Below are 22,889 nucleotides of genomic sequence, written 5' to 3'. Positions count from 1 at the left end.
GTTTTCTGTGTTGGTGAATCTAAAAAAACAAATGCACTAAATTAATTTTGATGCTTGTATCTATACTTTAGTAAAAATCATGATATCAAGTTCTTCTGCTAAAGAAAAAATACCCAAAGATAAGGTAGGTAGACAAAATATCTCTCCTCAAGAGATTTCTGTTGCTAAACGCCTTACTCCTTTTGAAGACTTAACCCATATTGCGGCGATCTCCAGTATTTCTATAGCTGGCAGAAAAGATGTTGGTGCAATTATCCTCAAGCGAAAAGATGATATCCAAATTAAATTCTGCTTTGACTGTCAAGGTATCCATTCTTCACTTCCAGATAGTCAAATTTTACCAATTTTTACAGGTATAGAAGCCGGACTTAAAGAAATACCCTATGGTGAAACTTTAACCTTTCATCTGGGTTCGTTTACCGATGACCATAACCGTCAACAGGAACTAAAAGCATTAGAAGAAAATTGTCGCAGTAATGAATTGATGCTGTTAATTCGGTCAGAACGATTGCGAATTAGAGATTTAACAAATCAAGGCAGTCGCAAAAACAAATTTTTGCGAATTTACTGTACCTACACTGTTGCTATTTCTGAAGCTGGTAAAACAGCAGACTTGGTAGAGAAATTAATTTTCCAAGCTAGAGAAAGTTGGCATAAATTTACTGGACAAATTCACGAAGTACGACATCAACGCATTGAATCAATTATTAAAAATAGCTTTACATCAGGCTATCAACTTTGGGAACAAACCCTAAATAATAAAATGGGTTTGAATATCAAACCATTGGGTTCTCAGGAATTGTGGGGAGTAATTTGGAATCAATTTAACACTAGCAAACCTCCAAATATTCCGCATTTACTAACCTTAGATGATGATGGACTGCGGGAAGAACAAAATAGCGACTTTCACATTCGTCATTTAATTTTAGAACGAGAAGCATCAGTTCCTTTCTTCGATAGAGCTTGGGTAAACTTGCAAAATCGTTACATTGGAGCATTAACATTCACAGAAAAACCAATTGGTTGGGTGGATGAATATGCACAATTACGCTATTTGTGGGAACTAATTGCTAGAGATAAGGTTTCTGATACAGAAATCATTTGTCAACTGACGAGAGCTAATGAGGGGTTAGCTAAAACCGCACTGCAACGTCTAACTAAACAATCTATCGTTTCCTCTGCCATATCTGCGGAAAAAAACAGCGTGGATGTAAAAGCCAATTTGAACATGGAAGAAGCGATCGCCGCACAAGAAACCATCTATAAAGGCGCAGTACCAATTAATACCGCAGTAGTCTTTCTAGTACACCGTCCTTCACGCCAAAAACTAGATGAAGCTTGTCGTTATGTTTCTAGCTGCTTTCTGCGTCCAGCGGTTGTGGTACGCGAAATGGAATATGCCTGGAAAGTATGGTTACAATGTTTACCAATTGTTTGGCAAAACTTGCTGACTAAACCGTTTAATCGCAGATTGCCTTATTTTACCAATGAAGTCCCCGGACTAATGCCAGTAATAAAAACTGCAACTGGGGATAAAACCGGGTTTGAATTAATTGCTGATGAAGGTGGTACTCCTATTCATTTAGATTTATACAACCACCACAAAAACTTAGCAGTATTTGGGACAACTCGTGCAGGTAAATCAGTTTTGGTGGCTGGTTTACTTACCCCGGCTTTAGCTCAAGATATTCCCGTTGTTGCCCTTGATTATCCCAAGCCTGATGGTAGTAGCACTTTTACTGATTATACTAATTTTATGGGGGAAGAAGGGGCATATTTTGATATTAGTCGTGAAACAAATAACCTGTTTGAATTACCAGATTTAAGAGGTTTAGAAGCAGAGTTAAGAAAAGAGCGATTAACAGATTTTAAGGATTTCCTTAAATCCACAATCATTACAATGGTGATAGGCACTAATTCTGTTGGTGTTGATGCCACAATGGTGAGTAATATTGAAAGTATCATCACCTTAGCAATTGAAACTTTCTTTGCTGATGATGACATCAAGTTACGCTATAAACTGGCATTAGAAAAAGGTTTAGGAACAGAAGAATGGAATGATACACCTACACTCAATGACTTTTATAACTATTGCTCTCCTGGTTATATTAAACTAGACTCAATTGCTAGTAATAGTGAGGAGCAATTAAAAGCACTAGACCAAATTAGGCTACGATTAAAATTTTGGCTTAATAGTAGAGTTGGTCAATCTATTAGCCAACCTTCCAGTTTTCGTACTGATGCTAAATTGTTAGTATTTGCATTGCGTTCTCTTTCTTCTGAAGCAGATGCAGCGATTTTATCATTAAGTGCTTATGCTGCGGCTTTGCGTCGCGCTTTGAGTTCTAAGGCTTCTATTTTCTTTTTAGATGAAGCACCAATATTGTTTCAATTTGAAGCAATTGCAGAACTAATTGGTAGATTATGTGCTAATGGTGCTAAAGCTGGAATTCGTGTAATTTTATCAGCACAAGAACCAGATACTATTTACCACAGTAAATCAGCAGCTAAGATTTTCGCAAATTTGACAACTCGGCTTATTGGTAGAATTCAAAGTAGTAATATTGAGTCGTTTATCAAGTATTTTCAATATCCGAGAGAGATTATTTCGCGCAATAGTACAGAATCATTCTTTCCCAAGAAGGAAAGTATTTATTCACAATGGCTATTAGATGATAATGGTAAATTTACTTTTTGTCGTTATTACCCTGCTTATTGTCTTTTAGCTGCTGTTGCAAATAATCCTCAAGAACAGGAACTCAGAACATTATATCTCAGGAAATATAAAGATGATCCTATTACTGGAATAGTCAGGTTTTCAGAAACATATATCAAGATGATGAGAGGTGAAGAACTTACAGAGGAGGCTAATGCAATTTTAGAACAGGTGAAACTGAAATCAAAACAAATTCATGTTTCAGAAATTAAGTCTGATAAACCATTGAAAATAGTGGCATAAAGGAAATATGAATAAAAAATATCCCATCTTTTTTAGTGCAGGGAAGCAGGGAGCAGGTGGAGGAAAAGTTGTTTTGATAGGAGTGAAATTAGATAGCGAAGCACTGCTGCAAGCAGTTCATCTTTTTTGTGGAGTTCTCTAAAGGAAACAGGTTCTATCTAAGTAGCCATCATGAACTGCGTACACCAGGAGGGATGAAAATCTATTTTCAAGTCAGGTGGACATAAGATACCAAAATGTCTGGGAGCATCCCAAATGTGTAAATTTATTTTTTGCGTGAGGTCGAGACATGAAATGAATAAACCACGTTCGCGAAGCGTGCCGAAGGCATAGGAGCGAAGGACACGAAGGTAGGAAGAAAGAAGAGAGTTTTCAGGTACTTATTCTACATTTTCGCAAAATTGGGATGCTCCCAAATGTGTGAGGAAAAGTAAATAGGAGTCCTATATCAAACTTATTTGTTGTTATCCAATTTTCTAAATTTATCTAGTCTTTAACCATTAAACAGGAAATATTCATGAAAAGTAGCAAGAAAAAGGTAATATCAACTGCTATTTTATCAAGTTGCGTTTTAGCAGTAATAGTTTTACCAAAGGATGCTTTAGCAATTGACTTAGGAGGACAAATTGAAAACTTCTTTAATCAAACGTTTGGATACATAAACGGCTATTTCAACGAAGTAGCAAGTCAACTAAAAAAAGAAGTAGATGAAAGTTGGGAGAATCTTCAAAAAGATGCTCAAGCAGCAATTGAAGAATCTACAGGAAATATGGGAATACCTGACCCTACAGCAGCTAGTGAAATATTAGCTGATAAATTGCGAGACAAAGGAGGAATAGCAGCAGAAAGTAGCAGTGTTATTGGTGCGGTGGAAGCTGGAAAACAACTTGAAAGAGATAGCACTCGCGCTGCGGTAGCTAGTGTTTTAGGGAAAGCAGGACAACAGCGTACTCAATCGGAAATTGATGCTACCAACAAAACTGTTACTGAAGCACAGCAGTTAGCTGAAGATGCTCAAAATATGGATGCTTCACAAAATGTTCTCAAAGCGATCGCTGCTCAAAATGCTCAAATTGTCTCCATGTTAGGACAGGTACGTACTGATGGTTTACAAGCAAGACATGATGCCCAACAAACCAACCTCATGCTCAATCAAATTGCTGAAAGTCAATCAGAACAAAATCGTGCCAGAAGAGTTTTAACTACTGGTATGACCAGTCAATATTTAGAGTTAACTGGTTGGAGTAGATTAGACCCTGCTTATGTCAAGAAATAAGATATATTGCCCCTAAAATTTTAACACTAATCACATTCTTAAACAAGGAGTTAATCAACTCTTTTTTCACTTCTATCCTACCAGGAATAACGCTATGTTAGGTCGAACAATACTAGCAGCTAATAACTTCGGTGCAGGGGATTTAATTGAAAATGCCTCTGCTGGTGCCAGCTTGGTAGCAGAAGGTTTTAATGAACTATGGCAACAAACTCTTACAGGTGGATTATATGCTTCTCTATGCAAAGTTGGAGTATTATTTGCAGTTGCTACCCTCGCATTATTCATGGTGCAATGGGGTAAGCAAATGATTAATGACGAAGAACAAAGGGCATTCAGTGAATTAATTTGGCCTTTAATTGTCACTGTTCTTCTTGCTAATAATGGTTCTCTACTAGCGAATAGCACTTTGGCATTAAGGGAATATATTAACAGTGTCAATAACTATATATTAGAGTACACCGCAGCAGACGCTGATTTGAGATCCGCTTACCAACAAGCACTAGGACAAGCAGCATTAGAAACAGCCGTAGGTAATGCGATTCAAGAATGTCGTTCTTCTCAATTATCAAATGAAGAAGCAATACAATGTCTCCAACAAGCAAGAGCAGATTTAGAAGCTAAATTTCCTGACATTTTTAAAGATGCAGAAGGTGGTAGCTATTTAGGAGCAGCAGACAGTTGGGTAACTCAAGGTTTGGGCAAAATTAATCAAGCAGTTTCTGAAGCTGAAGGTGATGGTTTAGTGGGTAGTATTGCCAATAAATTTACTGCTGCATCTAGTGCTGCAATTGGTGCTGTTGTTACCACTTTTATTACCAGTTTATTATTAGCACTAAATAATGCTTACCAATGGGGATTGGAACTAGCATTACTTCTCACTGCATTAATAGCTCCTTTAGCAGTTGGAGGTTCTTTAATGCCTATTGGTAATAAAGCAATTTTTGGTTGGTTAACAGGGTTTTTTACTGTTGGTCTTGCTAAACTTTCTTTCAACATTATTTTAGGTTTAGCTGGACAGTTAATTGCTACAGCAAAAGCTAGTCAACCGATGATTTTTCTGGCATTTATTGGTTTAGTTGCCCCATTTTTAGCTACAGGAATTGCTGCTGGAGGTGGTCTAGCAGTGCTAACTCAGCTTAATAATGGCGCTCAATGGTTAGCTAGTGGTGCTATCTCAGCAGGTAATATTGCTCTTTCTGCCAGTGTGTCACGAATAACAACAATGATTCGCAAATAATAACTTTATCAATAAGAAGTTTATCAATTTTGAAAAATTATGCTCAATCACACGAAATCTAAAATTCCTAAAAGGGAAGCATTACAGTTTTTAAGTTCTGGGCAATCGGTATCTAATCCCATTGCTATTGTTGCTGTAATGTCTCTAATTTTTAGTTCTTTATCTTTTCTATTACAACTTTTTAATTATGGTGCAACATCAACTTTAGCTCGTAAAAAGCCACCATCTTTAGTCCAGATTGCTGATGGAAATACAATCAATGTTAAAGCACTAGAACCTGATGACCGTTCAGCAGAAGTGATTAAAAAGTTTGTGGTTGATACTCTAGTGAAAATATTCAATTGGGATGGACTAATAAGATTAAATAAAAATGGAGAAATAATCACTCAACAAGATAATGGTACTACTATAAAAGTTAACAAAGGAACTGCACGAGTTACTACAAAAGCTTGGGAAGCTGCTTTTGCATTAAGTGAAGAACAAGATTTTCGATCTAGTTTTTTGAAAAAATTAGCGGAACTTACACCACCCAGTGTTTTTCAAGGTGGTTTACAAAGTTCTTTAGTTCCCAGATATGTTAGTGAACCACGCAAGATAGGTCAAGGAAAATGGCAGATAGATGTGATTGCTACTCTGGTGACTTTTAGTAAGGATGATAATGCTGGTAATGGAATAGCTTTTAATAAAACTGTGACGGTTCAAGCTATACAAAGTCCTCAAAAACCTCCTGAAACAACAGAAATTGCTCAAAAAATTTATTCGGTTCGCAGGTCAGGTTTAGAAATTATCGAAATCACGGATTTGAATTTAGGTAAGAATTGAATAATTGAAATTCGATAGTATTCAGCTATGAGTCAATAATAAATATTTAGTTTGGCTAGAAACTCTTTTTTAAAACGAACCACAGAGGCACAGAGAACACAGAGAGAAGAGAATAATAAGTTATTAACTGAATGTATTGAGTTTCCAGCAATAAGTATACAGCTTAAACACCACAAATACCAGTCTCTAATTTTTCTATGATTAGCAATTCTAAAATGAATTACAGTAATAATTCAGGAGTCAGAATATTTGATAAATCAGTCCATTATCAAATACGCATTTTTGGTGCAGGCTTTAAAAAGCTGACTGCTGATAGCTGATTTCTGAATGCTTACGAATTACACATCAATTTATCCTCTGTTCCCTGTTCCCTAAAACTAAAAACCCTTGTATTTGACAAACATGGGAACTGTTGTATATAAAATAGGTGGATTTATGAAACCAACTTTAGAAAATCAAACTGACCCTAACAAGATAAATAATTTACTCAATTTTCAAGAAGATGAAGAAGAAAATATCATTAGTCAAATTGAACATGAAAATATTATTCCTGAAACGGAAGCGGATGTAGAAGTACCAGATGAATTGGCATTAATAGAAACACAACATTCACTTGTTAATTCTCCTTGGTCACGCACAATAGTAGTTGGGGGAGGATTTGGATTAGGATTTATTCTACTTTTTATGTTCCTTAATCCCATGATGAATGGCAAGGTAACTAAGAAAGAAGCAACACCAGAAGTTGCTACTACTTCTCCTCCCGAAGAAGAAGTTCCCAAACAAGATGGTGATATTTATGCCAAGTTAGCATTACAAAAACAAGCAGAAGAACTGGAGGCATTTAAAGAACAAAATAGAGTCAGGCAAGAATTACCCGTTGCAAAACCGGATAAGCAGATAATTGAAAACTTACCCAAAACTAAACCTATTTCTACTAAATCTGTCAGGAGGGAAACATCATTAACATCCAACATAGAACAACAACCTAGAAGAATTATCAGAACACAAAGACCTGAAGAATTGCCAATCGCACGCTATTCACCTCCCGTAAAAACTGCTGTAACTTCAAGAATATTACCCCAACAACAAACCAGTTTTAAAACTTCTACAGAACCTACTGATCCTTTAGCAGAATTAGCAAGATTACGTTCTCTTGGTTCTGGTGGTCAAATTGATTATGCAGCAGCAATTACAAATGACAAACAGGAGGTAGCAAGCACGCAGACTCAAAATGTTGTCACATCTGATTATGTTCCTAGACGTAGGTCGAGTTATAACCGCGATTCTCAACTAGAAACCGAACTAGCAACAGTTACTACGAATCACTCAGAATCAGATTATGACAGTAATTTTGATAATAACAAAAGGGTGATTGAACAACTAAAAGCAAAGTGGACTCCAGTAATTAGTGCGAAAAGTTTAGATAAAAGTGATAAGGTAACTAATTTCAGTGAAAGCAACAATTATTCTCCAGAAGAAGCTGCTATTATTGAGGGCAGAGAAGAACAGTATTTAAGAGTAGGAGAATACGCTACTGGGATATTAGAAACACCTGTTGTCTGGTCTGCAAATATTAATTCTCATAATTCTCACATTCAAAATAAGTTTGTGGTCAAACTCACCCAACCTTTATTGAGCAATATTGGGGAAGAAGCGATTCCTGCTAATACACTTTTGAGTGCAGAAATTCAAGAAGTTGATTCATCTGGAAGAGTTACGGCTGTAGTTACTGCCATTCTCAAAGATGGAACTGAATATACATTACGACCAGGAACAATAGTTATACAGGGGAAAGAGGGAGAACCTTTAATTGCTAATCAATATCGGGACAAAGGTAAAGAGATTTTAAGCTTGGATGCAGGACTAGGTTTAATGTCAGGACTGGCCAAGGTGGGGGAAGTAGTTAATCAACCTGATATTCAAAGTAGCATTTCTCAATCCAATGGTGGGTTTAGCAGCATCCAAACCAGTCGCAATGGAAATCGCTCTTTACTGGGTGCTTTTGCTCAAGGAGCGTTTGGTGCAGTTTCCAAGCAGGTGGAGGAACGAAACCAAAAAGCGATCGCAGAAATTATGAAGCGACCTAATATTTGGTTTATCCGGCAAAATACCCAAATTACTGTTCAAGTAAATCGCTCTTTACGACTTTAAACTACCGAGTACAAATTGATGAAAGTCTCCTGGAGGGAAAAAATGAACAAGTTTTTCTGTTTATCTCTAGCTGTCACAGCATCTTTCTTAGTCAATATTCCATCTCAGGCACTACCGACACCAAGAACACAATCAACTAATACCAAAAGTTCTGTACGTATTATTCCCCGAAGCAAGGCCACCGGCACTCAAGCACAACTGCAAACTGTAGAGGTATGGCCGGGACATGGTGTATCCATCTCGTTTTACGAAACTGGGGAAGTTATTCAAAGAGTGTGGTTAGATGACCCTTCCCGCATCCTCATGGATGTAGATGGTTGTTTGCAAGGTTTGTCTGATAAGTCTAATTGTCAAAACCCAGGAGCAGGTTTAATTCATCTGAGACAAATTAACCCGGTTAGTATTCCTGGAATGCCTACAGCTAAAAATGGCGCACACTTAACGGTGATTACGCAATCTTCAGCAGGAACACGGCAAGTTTACAACTTTCAGGTGCTAACAAGCAAAGGCACTCCAGGCTATAGTACCATCTCTATCACTCCTGATGTCACCCGCAAAGAAACACCTCCCGCAGATTTTATCATTGTCACAACTATTACTAGAGGATTACAGGTAGCAGCAGAAAAACGGTGGATAACTCCTAGTAATCCTTTATGGCAGAAACTACAACAACTAATTCAAGAGTTAGAGTCTGGTAAAAATTTAACCAGTGCTGCTCAAAGTGTTAAAGTTTCGCCTCAACTGGTTGAGCGTTTATTGCAATTAGGAACTGAATCAACTAAATCAAGTATTCCTGCTCAAAAAGGTAAGCATTTAACTGTCAGTAATTAGCTTTAAAGATTGAAATAAACAACAAGATAAAAATAAGAAGTGTGTAAGTAAATTACCAGGAGGTTAGAATCATCAATTTTTAATCATTTTTTTGCTATTGATGTTATTAGTTGATTACTGATATATGAATACTTGTAAAATATAAATACTTAACTTTGCCACTTTCAAAAAGACAATGATTTTCAGATGTTCATTCTAATAATTAAAGTAATCAAGGTTTAAAAATGTTGCATAATCCTCAATATCGAAATAATCAACAACTCGTTAAAAGCACAAATAACAATCATTTGAATTTAAATTCCAATATCAAATATTGGATGTTTTTAGGTTTATGTACAAGTTTATTATTGCATGGCTTAATATCCTTTCAACATCATAATTTACTTGGTTATATTTTAGGAATTCAGCCAGCAACAGCATCTCCTACACCAACAGTGAACACTATCCCTAGTAAATATATAAATAATGCACCAGTTCCTGATTGGCAAAGTATTACGTTTAAATCTTTTGTTTTCTCTAGTCCTGGTAGTGTTGAACTTCCCAATGTTGAATTTCCTGGATATAAATCAATCAGAAGTTGGCAAGCGGGACAAAGTTTAGATGAAGTGATGGAATTGGGAGATTTTGAAAATGTATTTAATTTAGAAAATTTCAGTTTACAATCAATTGGTCAACTAAGTGGTATTTCTCTGGTAAATACTAAATTATCAGATTTTGATACTGTTAAATGGCAAACTGTACCTGAATTAACTAAAGCCATTCCTAGTTTAGCTAATGAATATGTAGAAAATGTACCACCTATTCAAGATTTAATCAAAAAGATATTGGGTGTTACGAATATTAATGGACAAACAATAGGAGAAATTATCAATGATTTTCCACAGATAAAAGATATAGAGTTAGGAGAAATTGATTTATCTGATTATAATCTGACTTCCATTCCTGGAATAGAAAAAACTGCTTTAAAACAATTTAGTAATTGGCAGAATACTAGCATATCAAAAATACCTGGACTAAATCAGGTAACATTCACTAATTTTCCCAATGCACCTGTACCGCAAGGAAGTATTGTTGGTAAATTAGATTTGCCATTAAAGGAAGTAGAATCAAACCGACAACGTTCAATTAGTGGTAGTGACCAAGTTGGGTTTAATGTTTCATGTACTAACAACTGCGCTCACATAGAATTATCAGGTGCAGGTGGAATCACAGGTAGTCAATGGATGAGTGGTAAATTTCAACAAGTAAAGGGTGGTTTTGGGATATTAGGCAATCTTAATGGTGGAAAAGAACCAACAGGAAGACATCCTTTTGGTAAGGGGTTTAAACAGGTAGTCTGGGATATTAATGAAGGTGATGGAACTGCATCAACTGCTATTTTCTTCCGCATTTGTCGGAGAGGAGGTTGGTTTGATTTAGGTTGTTCACCTTATTTCATTGGACCGTTTCCTTTTTTCATATATCAAGAAAAATCACCTATATTTCTGGGTACTCCTTTAACAATTCCGTAGTAAATGAATATTTAGTCCCTTAGCCTCTTCTCCGCGACTCTGCGCCTCTGCGTGAAATAAAAAATATTTTGTGTAACCCAGGAAATATTCAAAGAATATAAACTCATTAAAAAACAGAAGTAAAATGACTACAAACAACTTTATTTCCGAACTGCAAAACCCCCAAGCACCAATTGGTAAATACACTCATTATCTTTTTTCTTCTAATGGGTTAGTGCTGACAGGATTATTACTCGGTTTTGTTGTCCTACAAATATTATCGGGAACAAAAAAAGGCAAATTAGCTACCAGTTATTTTGGGGGAAGAAAGGAGAAAGCTAAAGCCAAAAAGAAAGCTATCAAACAAATCGCTAATCCTCAGTGTGATAGTGCCACTCTTTATATTGGTAGACACAAATTTACAGGTCAAAAAATTCAAGATAAAGAACCAAGAAGTCCCACACCGTTATACATACCAGATGTACAAAGAGGAACGGCAGTCATTGGTGCGCCTGGTAGCGGTAAATCATTTTCTGCTATTAACCCAATGATTTATAGTGCCATTGACCAAGGTTTTCCGATTGTTTTATATGACTTTAAATACCCAACTCAAGCTAAAGTTGCCAGTTATGCCAAAAAGATGGGTTATAAAGTCCATATTTTCGCTCCTGGTTTCCCTGAAAGTGAGGTGTGTAATCCCCTTGATTTTCTCCGAGATTCTACGGATGCAGAAACGGCAAGGCAGTTAGCAACCGTAATCAATAAAAATTTCAAAATGATGGCTGCTAGTAATGAGGATGCTTTTTTTGGCCCTGCTGGTGACCAGTTGACAGAAGCTATCCTGATGCTGACTAAACAAACTCAGTATCCAGATATAATGACAGCGGCGGCTATTCTCAGTAGCGATCGCATGGTAGAAAGATTAATGGCTGCTAACCTCAATCCCTGGATTAAAATTGCTTTTGGTCAGTTGTTTAGTTCGGCTGGTTCTGAGAAAACTATTGCTGGTATCGCCGGTACTGCTAGTTTGATGTTTACCCGGTTTATGAAAAAGAATACTTTGGGGTGTTTTGTTGGTAAGACGACTCTACCCCTGGAAATCAAGGGTAAGCAGATGATTATTTTTGGGTTGGACAGGGAACGACGGGATGCTGTGGGGCCACTATTATGCAGTATCTTACACATGACTGTAGCCAGAGCGATCGCTAAAAAACGGCAAGACCCATTAGTTGTTGTCCTCGATGAAGTACCTTCCTTATACCTACCAGACTTGTTTAGATGGCTGAATGAATCTCGTAGTGAGGGTTTTTGCGGCATTCTGGGATGGCAGAACATGGGACAGTTAGAAAAATACTATGGTAAGGAGGTTGCTAAAACCATGCTGGGTGCTTGCGGTACGAAGTTCATTTTTAATCCAGGTGAGGAAGAATCAGCACGGTTGTTTAGTGCTTACCTGGGAGATGAAGAAATTAAATACAAGCAGAAATCAAAAAGCACTGGGGGAGGTAAAAGCAGTACCTCAATTTCTGAACAGGATAAAACACGGAAGTTATTTGAACCAGCACAGTTTTTGAAGTTGCCACCGGGGAAGTGTATATTTATTAATCCGGCTTATTGTAATCAAAATGAAGCTTCTGTTCCTTTATTAAAAACAATTAAAATACCGAAAGTTTTAATTAATATTGACCAAGAAAATGACTCTAGGTGGACAATTTTAATTGCTCAATTAACAGAAAAAAGCACTCAAGAACGTCCTACTCAAGATGATTTAGATAAACGAGTGGCTGAGGTAAATAAATTATTTCCTATTCCTCAACAACCTGTACAAGCTGGTGCTGTACCACTACCTATTGATGCTTATAAAGGATTTTTCTAATTATCAATGTTAAGGGTATTTCTATATGCTAAATCAGAAATTCAAGTTATTAAATAAATCCTATTAATCCTTAAATCCTGCTCTAAAATGGATATATTAATATGTTTGATGAAAGAGTAACGCAATTAGCAACTGCTTATCAAAAAACTGTTGACCATATAATTGATGAGCTTCAAATTACTGCCTCAGTATTAGCAGAATTAGTCCAGGCTTTAATAGATAAAGTCAGAGCAAAACTTAAACAAGAACAAGAACAGTTATTTGAGATTGAAGTACAAGTTGGTAGTGAAAAATATCGGCTTGTTCCAGATGAGGAATTTCCTGGTGCTTGGAAATGGGAATCTGCCGAAATGTCTGATGTCCAAGCGCAGAATATCGCCAAGCAGTTAATGTTAACAGCAGCAGATAATTTTCAGGAAATCACAGATATTGTTCTAGCTAATAATAATTCTTCTTTAGCTATCATTGCCACTATTGAATCAGGTGATAAATTAACTGTTTACCAGCAAGATAATCAAGGTAAATGTCGTCATAACTGGGTGACAGAAAATTTAGAGACTGAGGAAATTATCGCTGTAGTCTATGAACCCATAATTCGTGATTTACCTCCTAGTCAAAATTCCACAGATAATATCAGAGAGATAAAGGAAGATTTAACAAAAATTGTTGATGAACTGCTAGGTCAACTTTTTGGAATTCAAGATATTAAGAGTGAAGTTGTTGATAATTTTACAGAATCTGAATCTCCAACAGCAGCAGTAAGTTCTAGAGAAAACATTGAATTAGAAAATGAATTTACACCTATTTTAGATTTACCATTTGAAGAGGAAACTTTCGTCTTTTGGGATGAAGATACTCCATTACCAGAACCACCAGTAGATGATTCACCAGAATGGGATGATGCCAGGGATATACCTATAGCTGAAACGACATATACAGAAGAAGAAAATCAGTATAATTTTACTGATAAGCAAGTTTCGACGAATGAAATAAAAACTGAAGAAACAGTCACAGAGACAATACCTGAAGTTGATGCTTTTAGGGAAGAAAAGTCAGCTAAATTTGTTGAAACAACAGAGGAAGAAACTGAAACACCTAAGCGAAAAGTCGCTTTTACACCAAACTACAATCGTGTGGTTTCATCTCCAACGGTAACTTCTCAAAATCAGCAGTGGATACGGGAAGTGGAAGTTCCTATTAAGAAGGATGTTGCAGCCAGTTGGCAAAAGGTTCTAGGTTTAAATTGGCTGAAAATGCGGCATAATCTCAAACTTGAAAATGCCAAAATCGCTCAAACAGCAGTTGAACTTCTCAAAGCTTATGGAGAGACGTTAGCAGATGGTTCTAGAATTTACAGAAGTGATGCTTTTGTAATTAGAAAAGAAGGTGAAAAGTATAGTATCCATCATCGGCATGATGAATTATCTAACTTTTCTCATTCTCTGATGGAATTTACTGTCAATTCTCGTCAGGATATAAAAGTTAAAGTTCCTCCTACACAAATGTTAGCAGTAGAAAGACAAGAGTTTTTGATGGTAGGTGAGAAGATTTCGGGTGAAAAGAAATTACCACAGCTACAAAATGCAGATATCAGAGATATTGCTAACCAACTAGGTTCTTTAGCACCTGCTGGGACTTTTGCAACGTTGGAAAGTTTTAGAAAAACTGAGGTTTTGGGTTTGCTCAATTCTGCTTTACAACAAGCGAAGACTGATATTTTAACTATAGGTGAATACACGATTTCTAGATCCAGGGATGTAGAAGCTGGGGTGGCACATTTGCAGCTATATAAAACTAATCATCAGGGTGAACAAGAAGAAATGGTATCTTTTACTCTCCAGAAAACGGCAGAAGGGATTATTAAGCAGGTAGATTATCTGAATATTAGTGATTGGGATTTAACACAGTTGAAGTTTATATCCCGCAATGCTCATTTGTTTGATTTGGAGAAATATGGTTTAGTTGATAAAGCAAGGGATGGTAGCAAGGAGGTTAAGAATATTGCTGATATACCAGTTCCTTTACATCCTGCACTTAAAAAGGTATGGCAGCAAGTTGAAAGGGATAATTCTCATATTAATTCTTCTCTTATTAATGTAGAAGAGGTTAAAGCAGATATTAGAGATAAGCTTGAAAAGTCTCAGGAGATGCTTTCTGTGGGGGAACAGAGGGAATTATATTTTAAACTGTTGGTTTTACAGAATTTAAAGGATGATGATTTGCTAAATAAAATACCACCATTGAGAGAGATAATGAATGATTTGGAAAAGTGGCGTAAGGAAATCATTGCAAATAAATATACTCCCAAAACAAGTATTTTGAGACAAAATATAGATGCCAGTATGAAATTTAATACATCTTCCAGAGAGGTATCTAAATTATCACTCTAAACAGCACTAAATTAAAAACAAAGCTTTTATGCCTTTATTATATTTTCCGAACTAAGGTTTTTATTTTTGCAAATTGCTGTACAATTTTCTCTTGGTTGAAATTGAAGTTCCCTTGTGGGAATTATGTAAATCAGGTACTCGAAATATTGGATCTATTCCTTAAACTTCCAGATGCCAAATTTTTGAATCACAAAATCGGATGGTTGCTTTACCATACTCCCTGGAGTCCAACATAGTCCAGAAAATGCCACACTTTTTCCTGCTTGATTAGCTACTTTCCATTCTCTACCCACCAACGGTTCAATTTCTCCTTGAACTAATAACTTTTTTCTAGTTTCTGTATGAGCTAAAAGTCTGCTATTTTCTATATTTTCTACTACTTGAATTACAATAGAGATATTTTCAGATGTCCAAGTATAGGCATTAAATATTTTTTCAGATTCTGTTATTTCTTTTATTTCTTTTACTGCAACATCACCCCAACCATAACCTCGCTCACCTCCCATCTGTAAACGATAACAAGCCTCTTTCCATTGTACCGCACACTCTTCTTTTTCAACTTTTTCAAACACATATCCCACTAGATAAACCTGTTTACCCTCATCCAAAGTATGAGGTGAAATAAACTCAACTTCATGTAATAATCCTGGCTCTGCTGCTTGTTGAGGATATACTAAAGCAGTGCTGGCATAACTACTTAAAAAACAGCGACGAAACAGACTTTCGTTTTCACTTCCCCAAGGCCATTTAACTGTATAGTTTCCATTTGATTCAATAGCAGGATAAAAGTAAGTGAAAGCTAAATTATCATCAACTTTTTTGCCGTAGCATTCATACTGTTTTGTATCAGTTGCAGGTTCATCAGTTCCATTACGGGTTAATCGCATTGTCAATGCACCCCAAAATACACGCCCAGTCAAATAAGAACGGGTACGTTGTACATTCCCCACTTTGCCACAACCAATATGTAAAGGAGATTTGAGTTTAAAAACTACTTGATAGGCTCTCCAAGTCAAAGGTTTTCCTCCTGTTGATTATTATTTGTTGCTGTTTCTTCTTGACGAGCTTTTGCACCATAACGAGCATAAATCAACGTTTGCTCTAATATTTCTTTTGTAAGTAATAATCGTTCTAAATCTTGAGTTACATTATCAGTAATATGTTTGAGTATAACACTGGAAGTAAGATCATCGGTTCCATTTTTTTGAGGTTTATTCCACTCAAAACCTAGTTCTTGTAATAGATTTAGCATTTCTTGAACTACAGCTTGACCATTAGCTTTTTCCTTAGCTAGTAAATAAAGAAAACAAGCATATACGCCATCTTCTTGTAAAACACCTAATGCTTTTGTGACTGTATTTTCTATATCACTAGCTTTTTGATTTTTGGTATTAGTAATAATTGATTGTGCGTGTTGTGCCGCGAGGCGATCAAGATTAGCCATCATGCTTGACCTCCTTCAGTAGTTTCTATAGATGATCCAGAAGATGTTTGTTGATTACTCTGCAACGGGTTAAATAGTTCTTGAAGTTCAACAGTCTTAGGATCGCCAATCATTGCCATTCTTCCAAAACCCCGCGTTCCCATACCACCAACTCCCAGCCATTCAATCATTTTCAAACCAGATTTAACTACGCATAATGGACATTGCCAAGCACCTCCGGGTAAAGGATTTTTTGTTCCATCTTCCTTAAGCTTACCTGTTTCCTTAATTTCACCTAATGACCATCCTTTTTCACCACTGCGGTAATCATCTAAAACAACATCTGCGGTAAGAAAAGTAGCACGGGGAATGGCTTCATAAGTAAACAATGCCCCATCGTTGGCTGCACCAGTTTCTGGGTTAATTGCGACAGATGTTCTGACTTCTAAATTACTATTTACTACTTGGCTAAAAAGAGCATCTTTAACAATAACAATTTTGTTGATGGCTTTGTAGCGTTTATCATTTTGCCATTGAGGAGGTGCTTCTATTTCTGCTTTTATCTCAGCATTCAGCATTAACCAGCCTAGATTTAATCGTTTATCAGGTTTATCCGAATTATCCCAATTCAAAATAACAGTTTCAAGATTATCTGGCTCATCAGGTAAGTTAGTAAACCCTGCATCATCTAATCGCTCTCTCGTACTCACCCACACGGGACCGACCATTGAATGCACAGGGAATAGCAAAATGTGAGCATCAAAAATATTTACAACACCTGAGTAAGCAATCTCTTTCTTTTTAGGGTTTGGATTACCAGTTTGTGGATTATCACTATTACCTGAATGTAAATAACCAAAGGTGTAACAGATTGGGTTATTTTCAGGATTTTTAACATATTTTTGATCTTGTCCTGCGGCTTCTGGGGGGTTTCATATAACTGTGCTGCATAGGATCGCGCCGCACCATGTAAACTTGTACCGGGAATTTTCGGAATTTTAGTTCCTGGTTCTCGCACGATGCTATTATCAACTCGTCCTAAACGATAGCCTCCTGTACCGATATGAACAGGATCGAGAGTCATAAATAGGTAACGTTGTCGTTTGTAAGTTGCCATTAGTGTTTTACCGTTCTTTTAAAATTTCCATATACAAGTCTGTTATGTCTGCCAGTTCTCCTCGCACTGCTGCATTAATTAGTAGCTGGCGATTTTCTTGAGGAATATCTATCCATTTTTTATAGTCTTTAGTCCAAGCTGCATTAGCTAGTGTATCAGTGACAAACTGCTCAAATATTTTATCTTTCCATGATTCTTGTTTTATATCTTCCCCGTACCACATATCACGGGTGGCTTCAATGCTGTAAATCACCTGATGACGCTGGGAGGTTTCGAGGTTTTTGAGAATTTCCCAGAGTGTTTGAATACGGTCTAGGCCTTCGAGGTAGAAGGGGCGAGTTTTGCGGGGACGGCGGTCTTTTTCGTCGTAGTGAATATCGAACCGTCTGGCGGCGCTGTCGAGGTATTCAAAGTCGAAGGTGGAGGAGGTGAAATAAATTTGGTCGCCTTCTTTTAAATCCCCAGCGTGAACTAACCAACAGGGTTCAGTTGTACCAGGTCGCTGACTTTTGATTTTGCGCGATCGTCCATTAACTTCGCTATCATCGCTTGTTTTTACAAAAACATAAGGATACCAATTATCATCTGTTGTTCCATCTCCCATTTTGTTAGGAACGTGCCAGGTGATTTTGCGATCGCCTTGAATTAACTCTGTATCGCTTTCAACTAAGTTTATTAGGCTGATAGTGATCGTTTCTTCAAATTGCTTCGTTCCATTTGCTAATTTCTGTTTTTCAGGAGGTAGTGTTCCTTGAGTTTTTGATTGCACTTGCCATAATTGTTGACTACTAGATTTATAGCTCAACATTTGTCGTCCAGCGTCTAAAGCAGACCGGAGGGGAGTACGACGATCAAAGTAGACAACACCTAAATGTAAGGGTAAGCGGTTACGGACTTTGCCCATTTCTCGTTCATATTTTGTTTTTATCACCTCAACTACATCAAGAGATTTTTCTGCTGGAACAAGAGCCATAAATGTACTAGGTTCAGAGAGAATAGGAATTATAGGACTGTATTCTTGTTCCTCAAATACAACATTATTAATATTTAACTTACCTGGTAATTTATTAGAGCTTCCATATCCAGTTGGTTCTTCTATAAAGAATTGTTGATAACGTAACTGTTCAGCAATAAATTCAGCAGCTAATTCAATTTTTGAGTATTGTTCAGATTTAGCACCTAATTTCTTAGCAGCATAGCAAAGATTATCTGTGGTAATGAGCTTACAATCATTATGTAAAACACTTAGTTTTGTCGTTCCTAGAACCAGGTCATAAGAACCTAAAGACTGTAATTTAATCTGGTCAATTATTATTGAATTCAATGCTAAGACGACCTTTTATTTTTGGTAGTTTTGTGTCTGCTAGTGCTGTTTGCCAAAACTGCTGAGTGGTACGCCAAACGCGCTGGATACGAGCAAAAGATGGCTTTTTTTCTGGTTCTTTAACACTTGGACTACACACAACCAATAAAGTTTTGATCATATCGCCACTCAGCCAATCATTCAAATCAAATTGACCAACAACTAAGGCTAAACGAGCATTATTATCAGCAACTTCATCAATCCAGATAGTATCTCTAGTTTCTATATCTTCTTTAGTTAAGTCTTGTAGCCATATTTTTGCTCTGTTACTGCGTCTTTCTAGGCAAATACTGCAAACATTTCTCGATTTTGCTTGTTCCTTTTTTTTCTTATCATTTCCTCCCCATCCCTGTGGACGAACACCACAAACTGTACAGATGTCAGAGATTTCTGATTGCCACCAGATATCTGAACAATCTTGAAAAGGAGTTATGTTAGGTAATTCCTGTTGTAATGCTTCATGTAGAACAATAGCTTTTTCATGTGATTTTGTAAGATAAACTTGAGGCTTTAGCTCTCCATTTATCTCAAACTCACGTTTCCACCCATTATTTAAGATTTGATTTTCAATAAGATTTAACAATTGGTTGCCATCAATATCATTCTCTAATTCTGGCACTAAAAAAGCACTACCATTTTCATCTCGATATACTTCATTTCCTAATGCGTAAGTTTCCTCCAAAAGTCTACGGACACAATTTAGTGCTAGTTGTAATGATTTTTTTCTTCCGTGCAAATCACCAATAGTTAGTGATCTCTCTAAAAAACTGAGTCCATCAAACCTAACCGATAAAATACGCCACTTTAGGTTATTTTCAGTAACTTTATTCTCTAAAATATATCGAGCGGCTATTGCTTTCCAAAAAGCTGCTGTAGCTGCTCCCCACTCTGAAAGTCTTACTTCATTAAGAGGTCGCCTTGTATCTCCAACTGCATTATTAAATGCTTGTTCTATGTTATGAATAAAAATATCGCGTTGATCAATACTTTGAACTGCTTCCAAAAGTTTTGATGAATTTTCTCCTAGTGTAATCTCAAATCCAAAAATAGACCCAATGAACTTGCTTTCCTCTCTAAGTCCTTGTTCTTCTTCAGGCTTATCTACATGAGCAACATCATGACATTTCCCTAATAATTTAATACGCCAGTCTAAAGAAAGTTTAGCTTTAGAAGGATTTTTCCCTTCTTTTATTATTTTTGCAAGCGAAGTATCTGCCGTAGATAAATTAAGTGGATCTTGTAGAGAACATCCTTCGAGACTAGATTTGACACGGGGAGTAGTTTGACTTGGATTAAAGTTTTTCCCCAAGCTGATCCACTGCTTAATACACTTATCCCAATCATGTAGAAATGCAGCCACTTCTCCTAAAAGCAAAGCGTCACGGTTATCCGCTAAATCTTGTAAATCATGAGTCATGGCTGATTTCCTTTCTTTGGTGTAGATGCTTTGCTATTTCCTTGGTGCGATCGCCTAACTCACTCAATTTATTAAAAGAAACTTCAGTCATAGCTGGTTTTGGCGTTAGTTTAGGTTCAGGTATTATTTCTAATATCGCAGTTTCAGCTATAGGCCGTTCATTATCCCACCACTTTTTAGCCTTATCGTAAAGTTGTCCAGTTTTTTTCCCAGACTTTCCTTGTAAGTATCGTTCTTTAGACTTGAAAGTACCATCAGGATTTAGAAAATCTGGATCTATTTGTCCAGGTGCAACCAGATAGCGAGGTAGATCGGGTTCTGATGGTTTTACTTCTGGTTCTGGTGGCTTTAGCTCTGGTATATCAGCCCGAATTGCTAACTCTCCCTGACTGTCAAGTTGATCCTCCACAATTCCAAAACCACTACTGGTCTTTGCTCCAAAACCATAAACCGTGAGCATCGCTTTTACCCCTTCTGCCACAATTTCTAAATCTTTAGCAACTTGGCTCTCATCAATTGCACCAAAATGTACGTACAAAATCATAAACTTACCTGTTGCCCTGATTGGAACTGACTCAATCAAAATGGGATTTTTGCCTGTACTTTTTTTGCGATCATGCGGATTAATTACTTCCAAGGCAATCTTATCAAAGAACGTTGGATAAAAATAAAGCCGACCTGAAAAGAACCCGGTTGAAGATAGATAACGTCTAATGTATCGCTGATACAAACGCGCCAAATCTCTACCACCAAGATTATCGAGATAACTATCAAATTTTTTGTCATCTATCTGAAATCCCTTTTCAGTGCCAAAAAGTCGCCCGATACTAACTCTTTTGGCTACAAATTCTTTCTTTTGCTGACGTTGTTTTCTTACCCCTTCATCTAAACCACACCACCACCCTGCCAATTGTTGAAGCATTGCATTATGTAAAGCCCCTTTCCAGCTTGTTGAAGCAACCATTGGGGTTTGAAATACCTTGTCTTTACGTACTGGATTATCAAGTAAATGGAAGGAGCGATCATCTTTACTCAAATAGGGTTTTTGTAGTTTGAAAGGTACACGCAGCATAAAACTGAGTGCTGGTAAATTTTCAAGTTCTGAAATATTGGGAATGAATCGAAAATCTTCTGGTATTTTTTTTGTAGTGAGATTCTTTTGCCAAGCATCACGAACAGGATTTTTGAGATCAGAGTTAAGAGCCTCATACCACAAGTAGGATAAGTGAGGTTCAATTTTAACAGCATCTGTAGCAGCTTTCTTTATTTCGTTTTCTGCTTGTTCACACACACTTTTATTATTGTCTCTTTTGCCTTTTTTAAATTTTTCTGAGGCTAGTTCAAGTTTATTCAAAGAATCAATTAAATGCTCTTTTTCAAAAGCATAGTAATCATACTGCATTGCCATCCTCCTATATTTTTAATAAGCTTTGCAGAAAGGCTTTTTCATCAATCATTTTTCCAGTTTCAGAATCTCTACCTGAGTTTATTTCACGCCAAAGGGTTAGATTGTGGTTATTCTTCAAGTGTTCCTGAATTTTCTCTACAACCGTTTCTCGATTCCAGATAGTATTGTAAATATCTGCTTGTTGAGGAATATAACCCCATACACGGATGACTGTATTTCCATTTTCATCTTTATAAGGTCGAGATATTTTAACTTTAGCGGCTATAACATCACCTTTAACTGTACCCATAATAAAATGACGTATATTTTTATCTGATCTGAAAAGTTGTCGTAAATCATATTTCAAATCAAAGGTACTTCTTTCATCAAAATTTGAATCTTTAGAATGTATTTTTGCCAGAAAAATGTTTTGTAACGAAGGTAGTTTTCTATCAGATTCACTTCCGTTAGTGAGAATGAGCCAATCGTATAGAGGCTGAGTATCAATAATGCCAGCACACTCAATTTTAATTACACCAAACCCCATCTGAGAACGCGCTCCTAAAGCCGACCAATCAGCAATAAATTGAATTAGTCCAGCAATAATTTCAGGCTTGAATTTTGGATTGAAGCTTTGAATTTTAATAATAAAAGTGCCATTTTTAGGGGCATTTGGAGGGTTAGAATCTCGAAAATACCAAGTTGGTGTTTTTAGCTTACCTTGATCATTTGTATAAGTTCGATCTGCTGTAATAGTATGCTTAATTTGTGCATCAGAGATTTCAATCTCCTGTACCTCCAGACGAAACTGACGTTTCCAACCAGTTGCGCCAAACACTTCGCAGACCTTACAAAGTCCATTGTTAGGCTTCTTGGAATCGTATGAGCATTTTTGCTCAGTCGGATCACAGACCACACCCCCCATCCCGCGCACCAGAACCTCCATCCACCAGCGCAGACTACCAAGCAGTCCGGTTTCGTGAATGCGATCGCACTTTCCGGACTCAATACCGCCTGTCCAGATTGGAGTGAGAGTTTGAATTTTTACTTCCATTGCCACTATCTGATACCCTTCACCAAGCGTATCCAATTTTTGGAGTTTTGGCTATAAAAGCAACTGTATCTACTGAATTTTATAGTAAGTCTGCTA

At 36.8% G+C, this 22,889-nt stretch carries 17 protein-coding genes and 1 pseudogene; 11 read left to right on the top strand and 7 right to left on the bottom strand.

Annotation, left to right across the window (positions count from 1 at the left end):
* Window positions 1-79: 79 nt before the first annotated feature.
* The 11 genes from ACOWPH_RS29465 (at window position 80) to ACOWPH_RS29415 (ending at window position 15,032) form a co-directional block, all read left to right on the top strand.
* A complete protein-coding gene (locus ACOWPH_RS29465; RefSeq protein ID WP_015364351.1) occupies window positions 80-2,959 on the top strand; it encodes a hypothetical protein in 2,880 nt (959 codons plus the stop codon).
* Window positions 2,960-2,966: 7 nt separating this feature from the next.
* Window positions 2,967-3,101 carry a hypothetical protein gene (locus ACOWPH_RS29460; protein ID WP_015364350.1) on the top strand — a complete coding sequence of 45 codons (135 nt, stop codon included), beginning with the start codon at window positions 2,967-2,969 and terminating at the stop codon, window positions 3,099-3,101.
* A gap of 375 nt (window positions 3,102-3,476) precedes the next feature.
* On the top strand, window positions 3,477-4,235 hold the full coding sequence (locus tag ACOWPH_RS29455; RefSeq protein WP_015364349.1) for a hypothetical protein: 759 nt from the start codon (window positions 3,477-3,479) through the stop codon (window positions 4,233-4,235).
* A gap of 94 nt (window positions 4,236-4,329) precedes the next feature.
* Window positions 4,330-5,472, top strand: a complete 1,143-nt coding sequence (locus ACOWPH_RS29450) for a hypothetical protein (protein ID WP_015364348.1) — start codon at window positions 4,330-4,332, stop codon at window positions 5,470-5,472.
* A 39-nt stretch (window positions 5,473-5,511) separates the two neighbouring features.
* Window positions 5,512-6,294 (top strand): hypothetical protein, encoded by a 783-nt coding sequence (locus ACOWPH_RS29445; RefSeq protein WP_015364347.1) that lies wholly within the window; start codon window positions 5,512-5,514, stop codon window positions 6,292-6,294.
* A 197-nt stretch (window positions 6,295-6,491) separates the two neighbouring features.
* Window positions 6,492-6,614, top strand: a complete 123-nt coding sequence (locus ACOWPH_RS29440) for a hypothetical protein (RefSeq protein WP_422665756.1) — start codon at window positions 6,492-6,494, stop codon at window positions 6,612-6,614.
* 115 nt (window positions 6,615-6,729) lie between these two features.
* Window positions 6,730-8,445: a TrbI/VirB10 family protein gene (locus ACOWPH_RS29435; RefSeq protein WP_042466396.1), complete on the top strand. Its 1,716-nt coding sequence runs from the start codon at window positions 6,730-6,732 to the stop codon at window positions 8,443-8,445.
* 42 nt (window positions 8,446-8,487) lie between these two features.
* On the top strand, window positions 8,488-9,276 hold the full coding sequence (locus ACOWPH_RS29430) for a hypothetical protein (RefSeq protein WP_015364345.1): 789 nt from the start codon (window positions 8,488-8,490) through the stop codon (window positions 9,274-9,276).
* Window positions 9,277-9,500: 224 nt separating this feature from the next.
* On the top strand, window positions 9,501-10,787 hold the full coding sequence (locus tag ACOWPH_RS29425; RefSeq protein ID WP_015364344.1) for a hypothetical protein: 1,287 nt from the start codon (window positions 9,501-9,503) through the stop codon (window positions 10,785-10,787).
* Between the two features lie 124 nt (window positions 10,788-10,911).
* Window positions 10,912-12,642, top strand: a complete 1,731-nt coding sequence (locus ACOWPH_RS29420) for a type IV secretory system conjugative DNA transfer family protein (RefSeq protein ID WP_015364343.1) — start codon at window positions 10,912-10,914, stop codon at window positions 12,640-12,642.
* A 101-nt stretch (window positions 12,643-12,743) separates the two neighbouring features.
* A complete protein-coding gene (locus tag ACOWPH_RS29415) occupies window positions 12,744-15,032 on the top strand; it encodes a hypothetical protein (protein ID WP_015364342.1) in 2,289 nt (762 codons plus the stop codon).
* 152 nt (window positions 15,033-15,184) lie between these two features.
* Here the strand turns inward: ACOWPH_RS29415 and ACOWPH_RS29410 are convergent, their stop codons facing one another.
* From ACOWPH_RS29410 to cmr1, 7 genes and pseudogenes are all read right to left on the bottom strand, one after another.
* Window positions 15,185-16,048: an RAMP superfamily CRISPR-associated protein gene (locus ACOWPH_RS29410; RefSeq protein ID WP_015364341.1), complete on the bottom strand. Its 864-nt coding sequence runs from the start codon at window positions 16,046-16,048 to the stop codon at window positions 15,185-15,187.
* Window positions 16,045-16,476 carry a hypothetical protein gene (locus ACOWPH_RS29405; RefSeq protein ID WP_015364340.1) on the bottom strand — a complete coding sequence of 144 codons (432 nt, stop codon included), beginning with the start codon at window positions 16,474-16,476 and terminating at the stop codon, window positions 16,045-16,047. The genes ACOWPH_RS29410 and ACOWPH_RS29405 overlap by 4 nt, the downstream gene beginning before the upstream one ends.
* Window positions 16,476-17,572, bottom strand: a pseudogene (gene cmr4 / locus ACOWPH_RS29400) (type III-B CRISPR module RAMP protein Cmr4). Before cmr4 ends, ACOWPH_RS29405 begins: the two are co-directional and overlap by 1 nt.
* 7 nt (window positions 17,573-17,579) lie before the next feature.
* Window positions 17,580-18,896, bottom strand: a complete 1,317-nt coding sequence (locus tag ACOWPH_RS29395) for a hypothetical protein (protein ID WP_422665755.1) — start codon at window positions 18,894-18,896, stop codon at window positions 17,580-17,582.
* Complete coding sequence (locus tag ACOWPH_RS29390) at window positions 18,877-20,352, bottom strand: CRISPR-associated protein Csx11 (RefSeq protein ID WP_422665754.1); 1,476 nt, start codon at window positions 20,350-20,352, stop codon at window positions 18,877-18,879. The genes ACOWPH_RS29395 and ACOWPH_RS29390 overlap by 20 nt, the downstream gene beginning before the upstream one ends.
* Window positions 20,342-21,754, bottom strand: coding sequence for an RAMP superfamily CRISPR-associated protein (locus ACOWPH_RS29385; protein ID WP_015364337.1), 1,413 nt, complete (start codon window positions 21,752-21,754; stop codon window positions 20,342-20,344). Before ACOWPH_RS29385 ends, ACOWPH_RS29390 begins: the two co-directional genes overlap by 11 nt.
* 10 nt (window positions 21,755-21,764) lie before the next feature.
* Window positions 21,765-22,793 (bottom strand): type III-B CRISPR module RAMP protein Cmr1, encoded by a 1,029-nt coding sequence (cmr1, locus tag ACOWPH_RS29380; protein WP_015364336.1) that lies wholly within the window; start codon window positions 22,791-22,793, stop codon window positions 21,765-21,767.
* Window positions 22,794-22,889: the final 96 nt, after the last annotated feature.

The sequence above is a fragment of the Anabaena sp. PCC 7938 genome, assembly GCF_049315035.1.
Classification (GTDB): domain Bacteria; phylum Cyanobacteriota; class Cyanobacteriia; order Cyanobacteriales; family Nostocaceae; genus Anabaena; species Anabaena cylindrica.
The sequence above is the reverse complement of the archived record's forward strand: the minus strand, read 5'-3'. Positions and strand labels throughout refer to the sequence as shown.

Coding starts and splice junctions, on each gene's coding strand:
- ACOWPH_RS29465 (WP_015364351.1), top strand. CDS start 80: ATGATATCAAGTTCTTCTGCTAAAGAAAAAATACCCAAAGATAAGGTA.
- ACOWPH_RS29460 (WP_015364350.1), top strand. CDS start 2,967: ATGAATAAAAAATATCCCATCTTTTTTAGTGCAGGGAAGCAGGGAGCA.
- ACOWPH_RS29455 (WP_015364349.1), top strand. CDS start 3,477: ATGAAAAGTAGCAAGAAAAAGGTAATATCAACTGCTATTTTATCAAGT.
- ACOWPH_RS29450 (WP_015364348.1), top strand. CDS start 4,330: ATGTTAGGTCGAACAATACTAGCAGCTAATAACTTCGGTGCAGGGGAT.
- ACOWPH_RS29445 (WP_015364347.1), top strand. CDS start 5,512: ATGCTCAATCACACGAAATCTAAAATTCCTAAAAGGGAAGCATTACAG.
- ACOWPH_RS29440 (WP_422665756.1), top strand. CDS start 6,492: ATGATTAGCAATTCTAAAATGAATTACAGTAATAATTCAGGAGTCAGA.
- ACOWPH_RS29435 (WP_042466396.1), top strand. CDS start 6,730: ATGAAACCAACTTTAGAAAATCAAACTGACCCTAACAAGATAAATAAT.
- ACOWPH_RS29430 (WP_015364345.1), top strand. CDS start 8,488: ATGAACAAGTTTTTCTGTTTATCTCTAGCTGTCACAGCATCTTTCTTA.
- ACOWPH_RS29425 (WP_015364344.1), top strand. CDS start 9,501: ATGTTGCATAATCCTCAATATCGAAATAATCAACAACTCGTTAAAAGC.
- ACOWPH_RS29420 (WP_015364343.1), top strand. CDS start 10,912: ATGACTACAAACAACTTTATTTCCGAACTGCAAAACCCCCAAGCACCA.
- ACOWPH_RS29415 (WP_015364342.1), top strand. CDS start 12,744: ATGTTTGATGAAAGAGTAACGCAATTAGCAACTGCTTATCAAAAAACT.
- ACOWPH_RS29405 (WP_015364340.1), bottom strand. CDS start 16,476: ATGGCTAATCTTGATCGCCTCGCGGCACAACACGCACAATCAATTATT.
- ACOWPH_RS29390 (WP_422665754.1), bottom strand. CDS start 20,352: ATGACTCATGATTTACAAGATTTAGCGGATAACCGTGACGCTTTGCTT.
- ACOWPH_RS29385 (WP_015364337.1), bottom strand. CDS start 21,754: ATGCAGTATGATTACTATGCTTTTGAAAAAGAGCATTTAATTGATTCT.
- cmr1 (WP_015364336.1), bottom strand. CDS start 22,793: ATGGAAGTAAAAATTCAAACTCTCACTCCAATCTGGACAGGCGGTATT.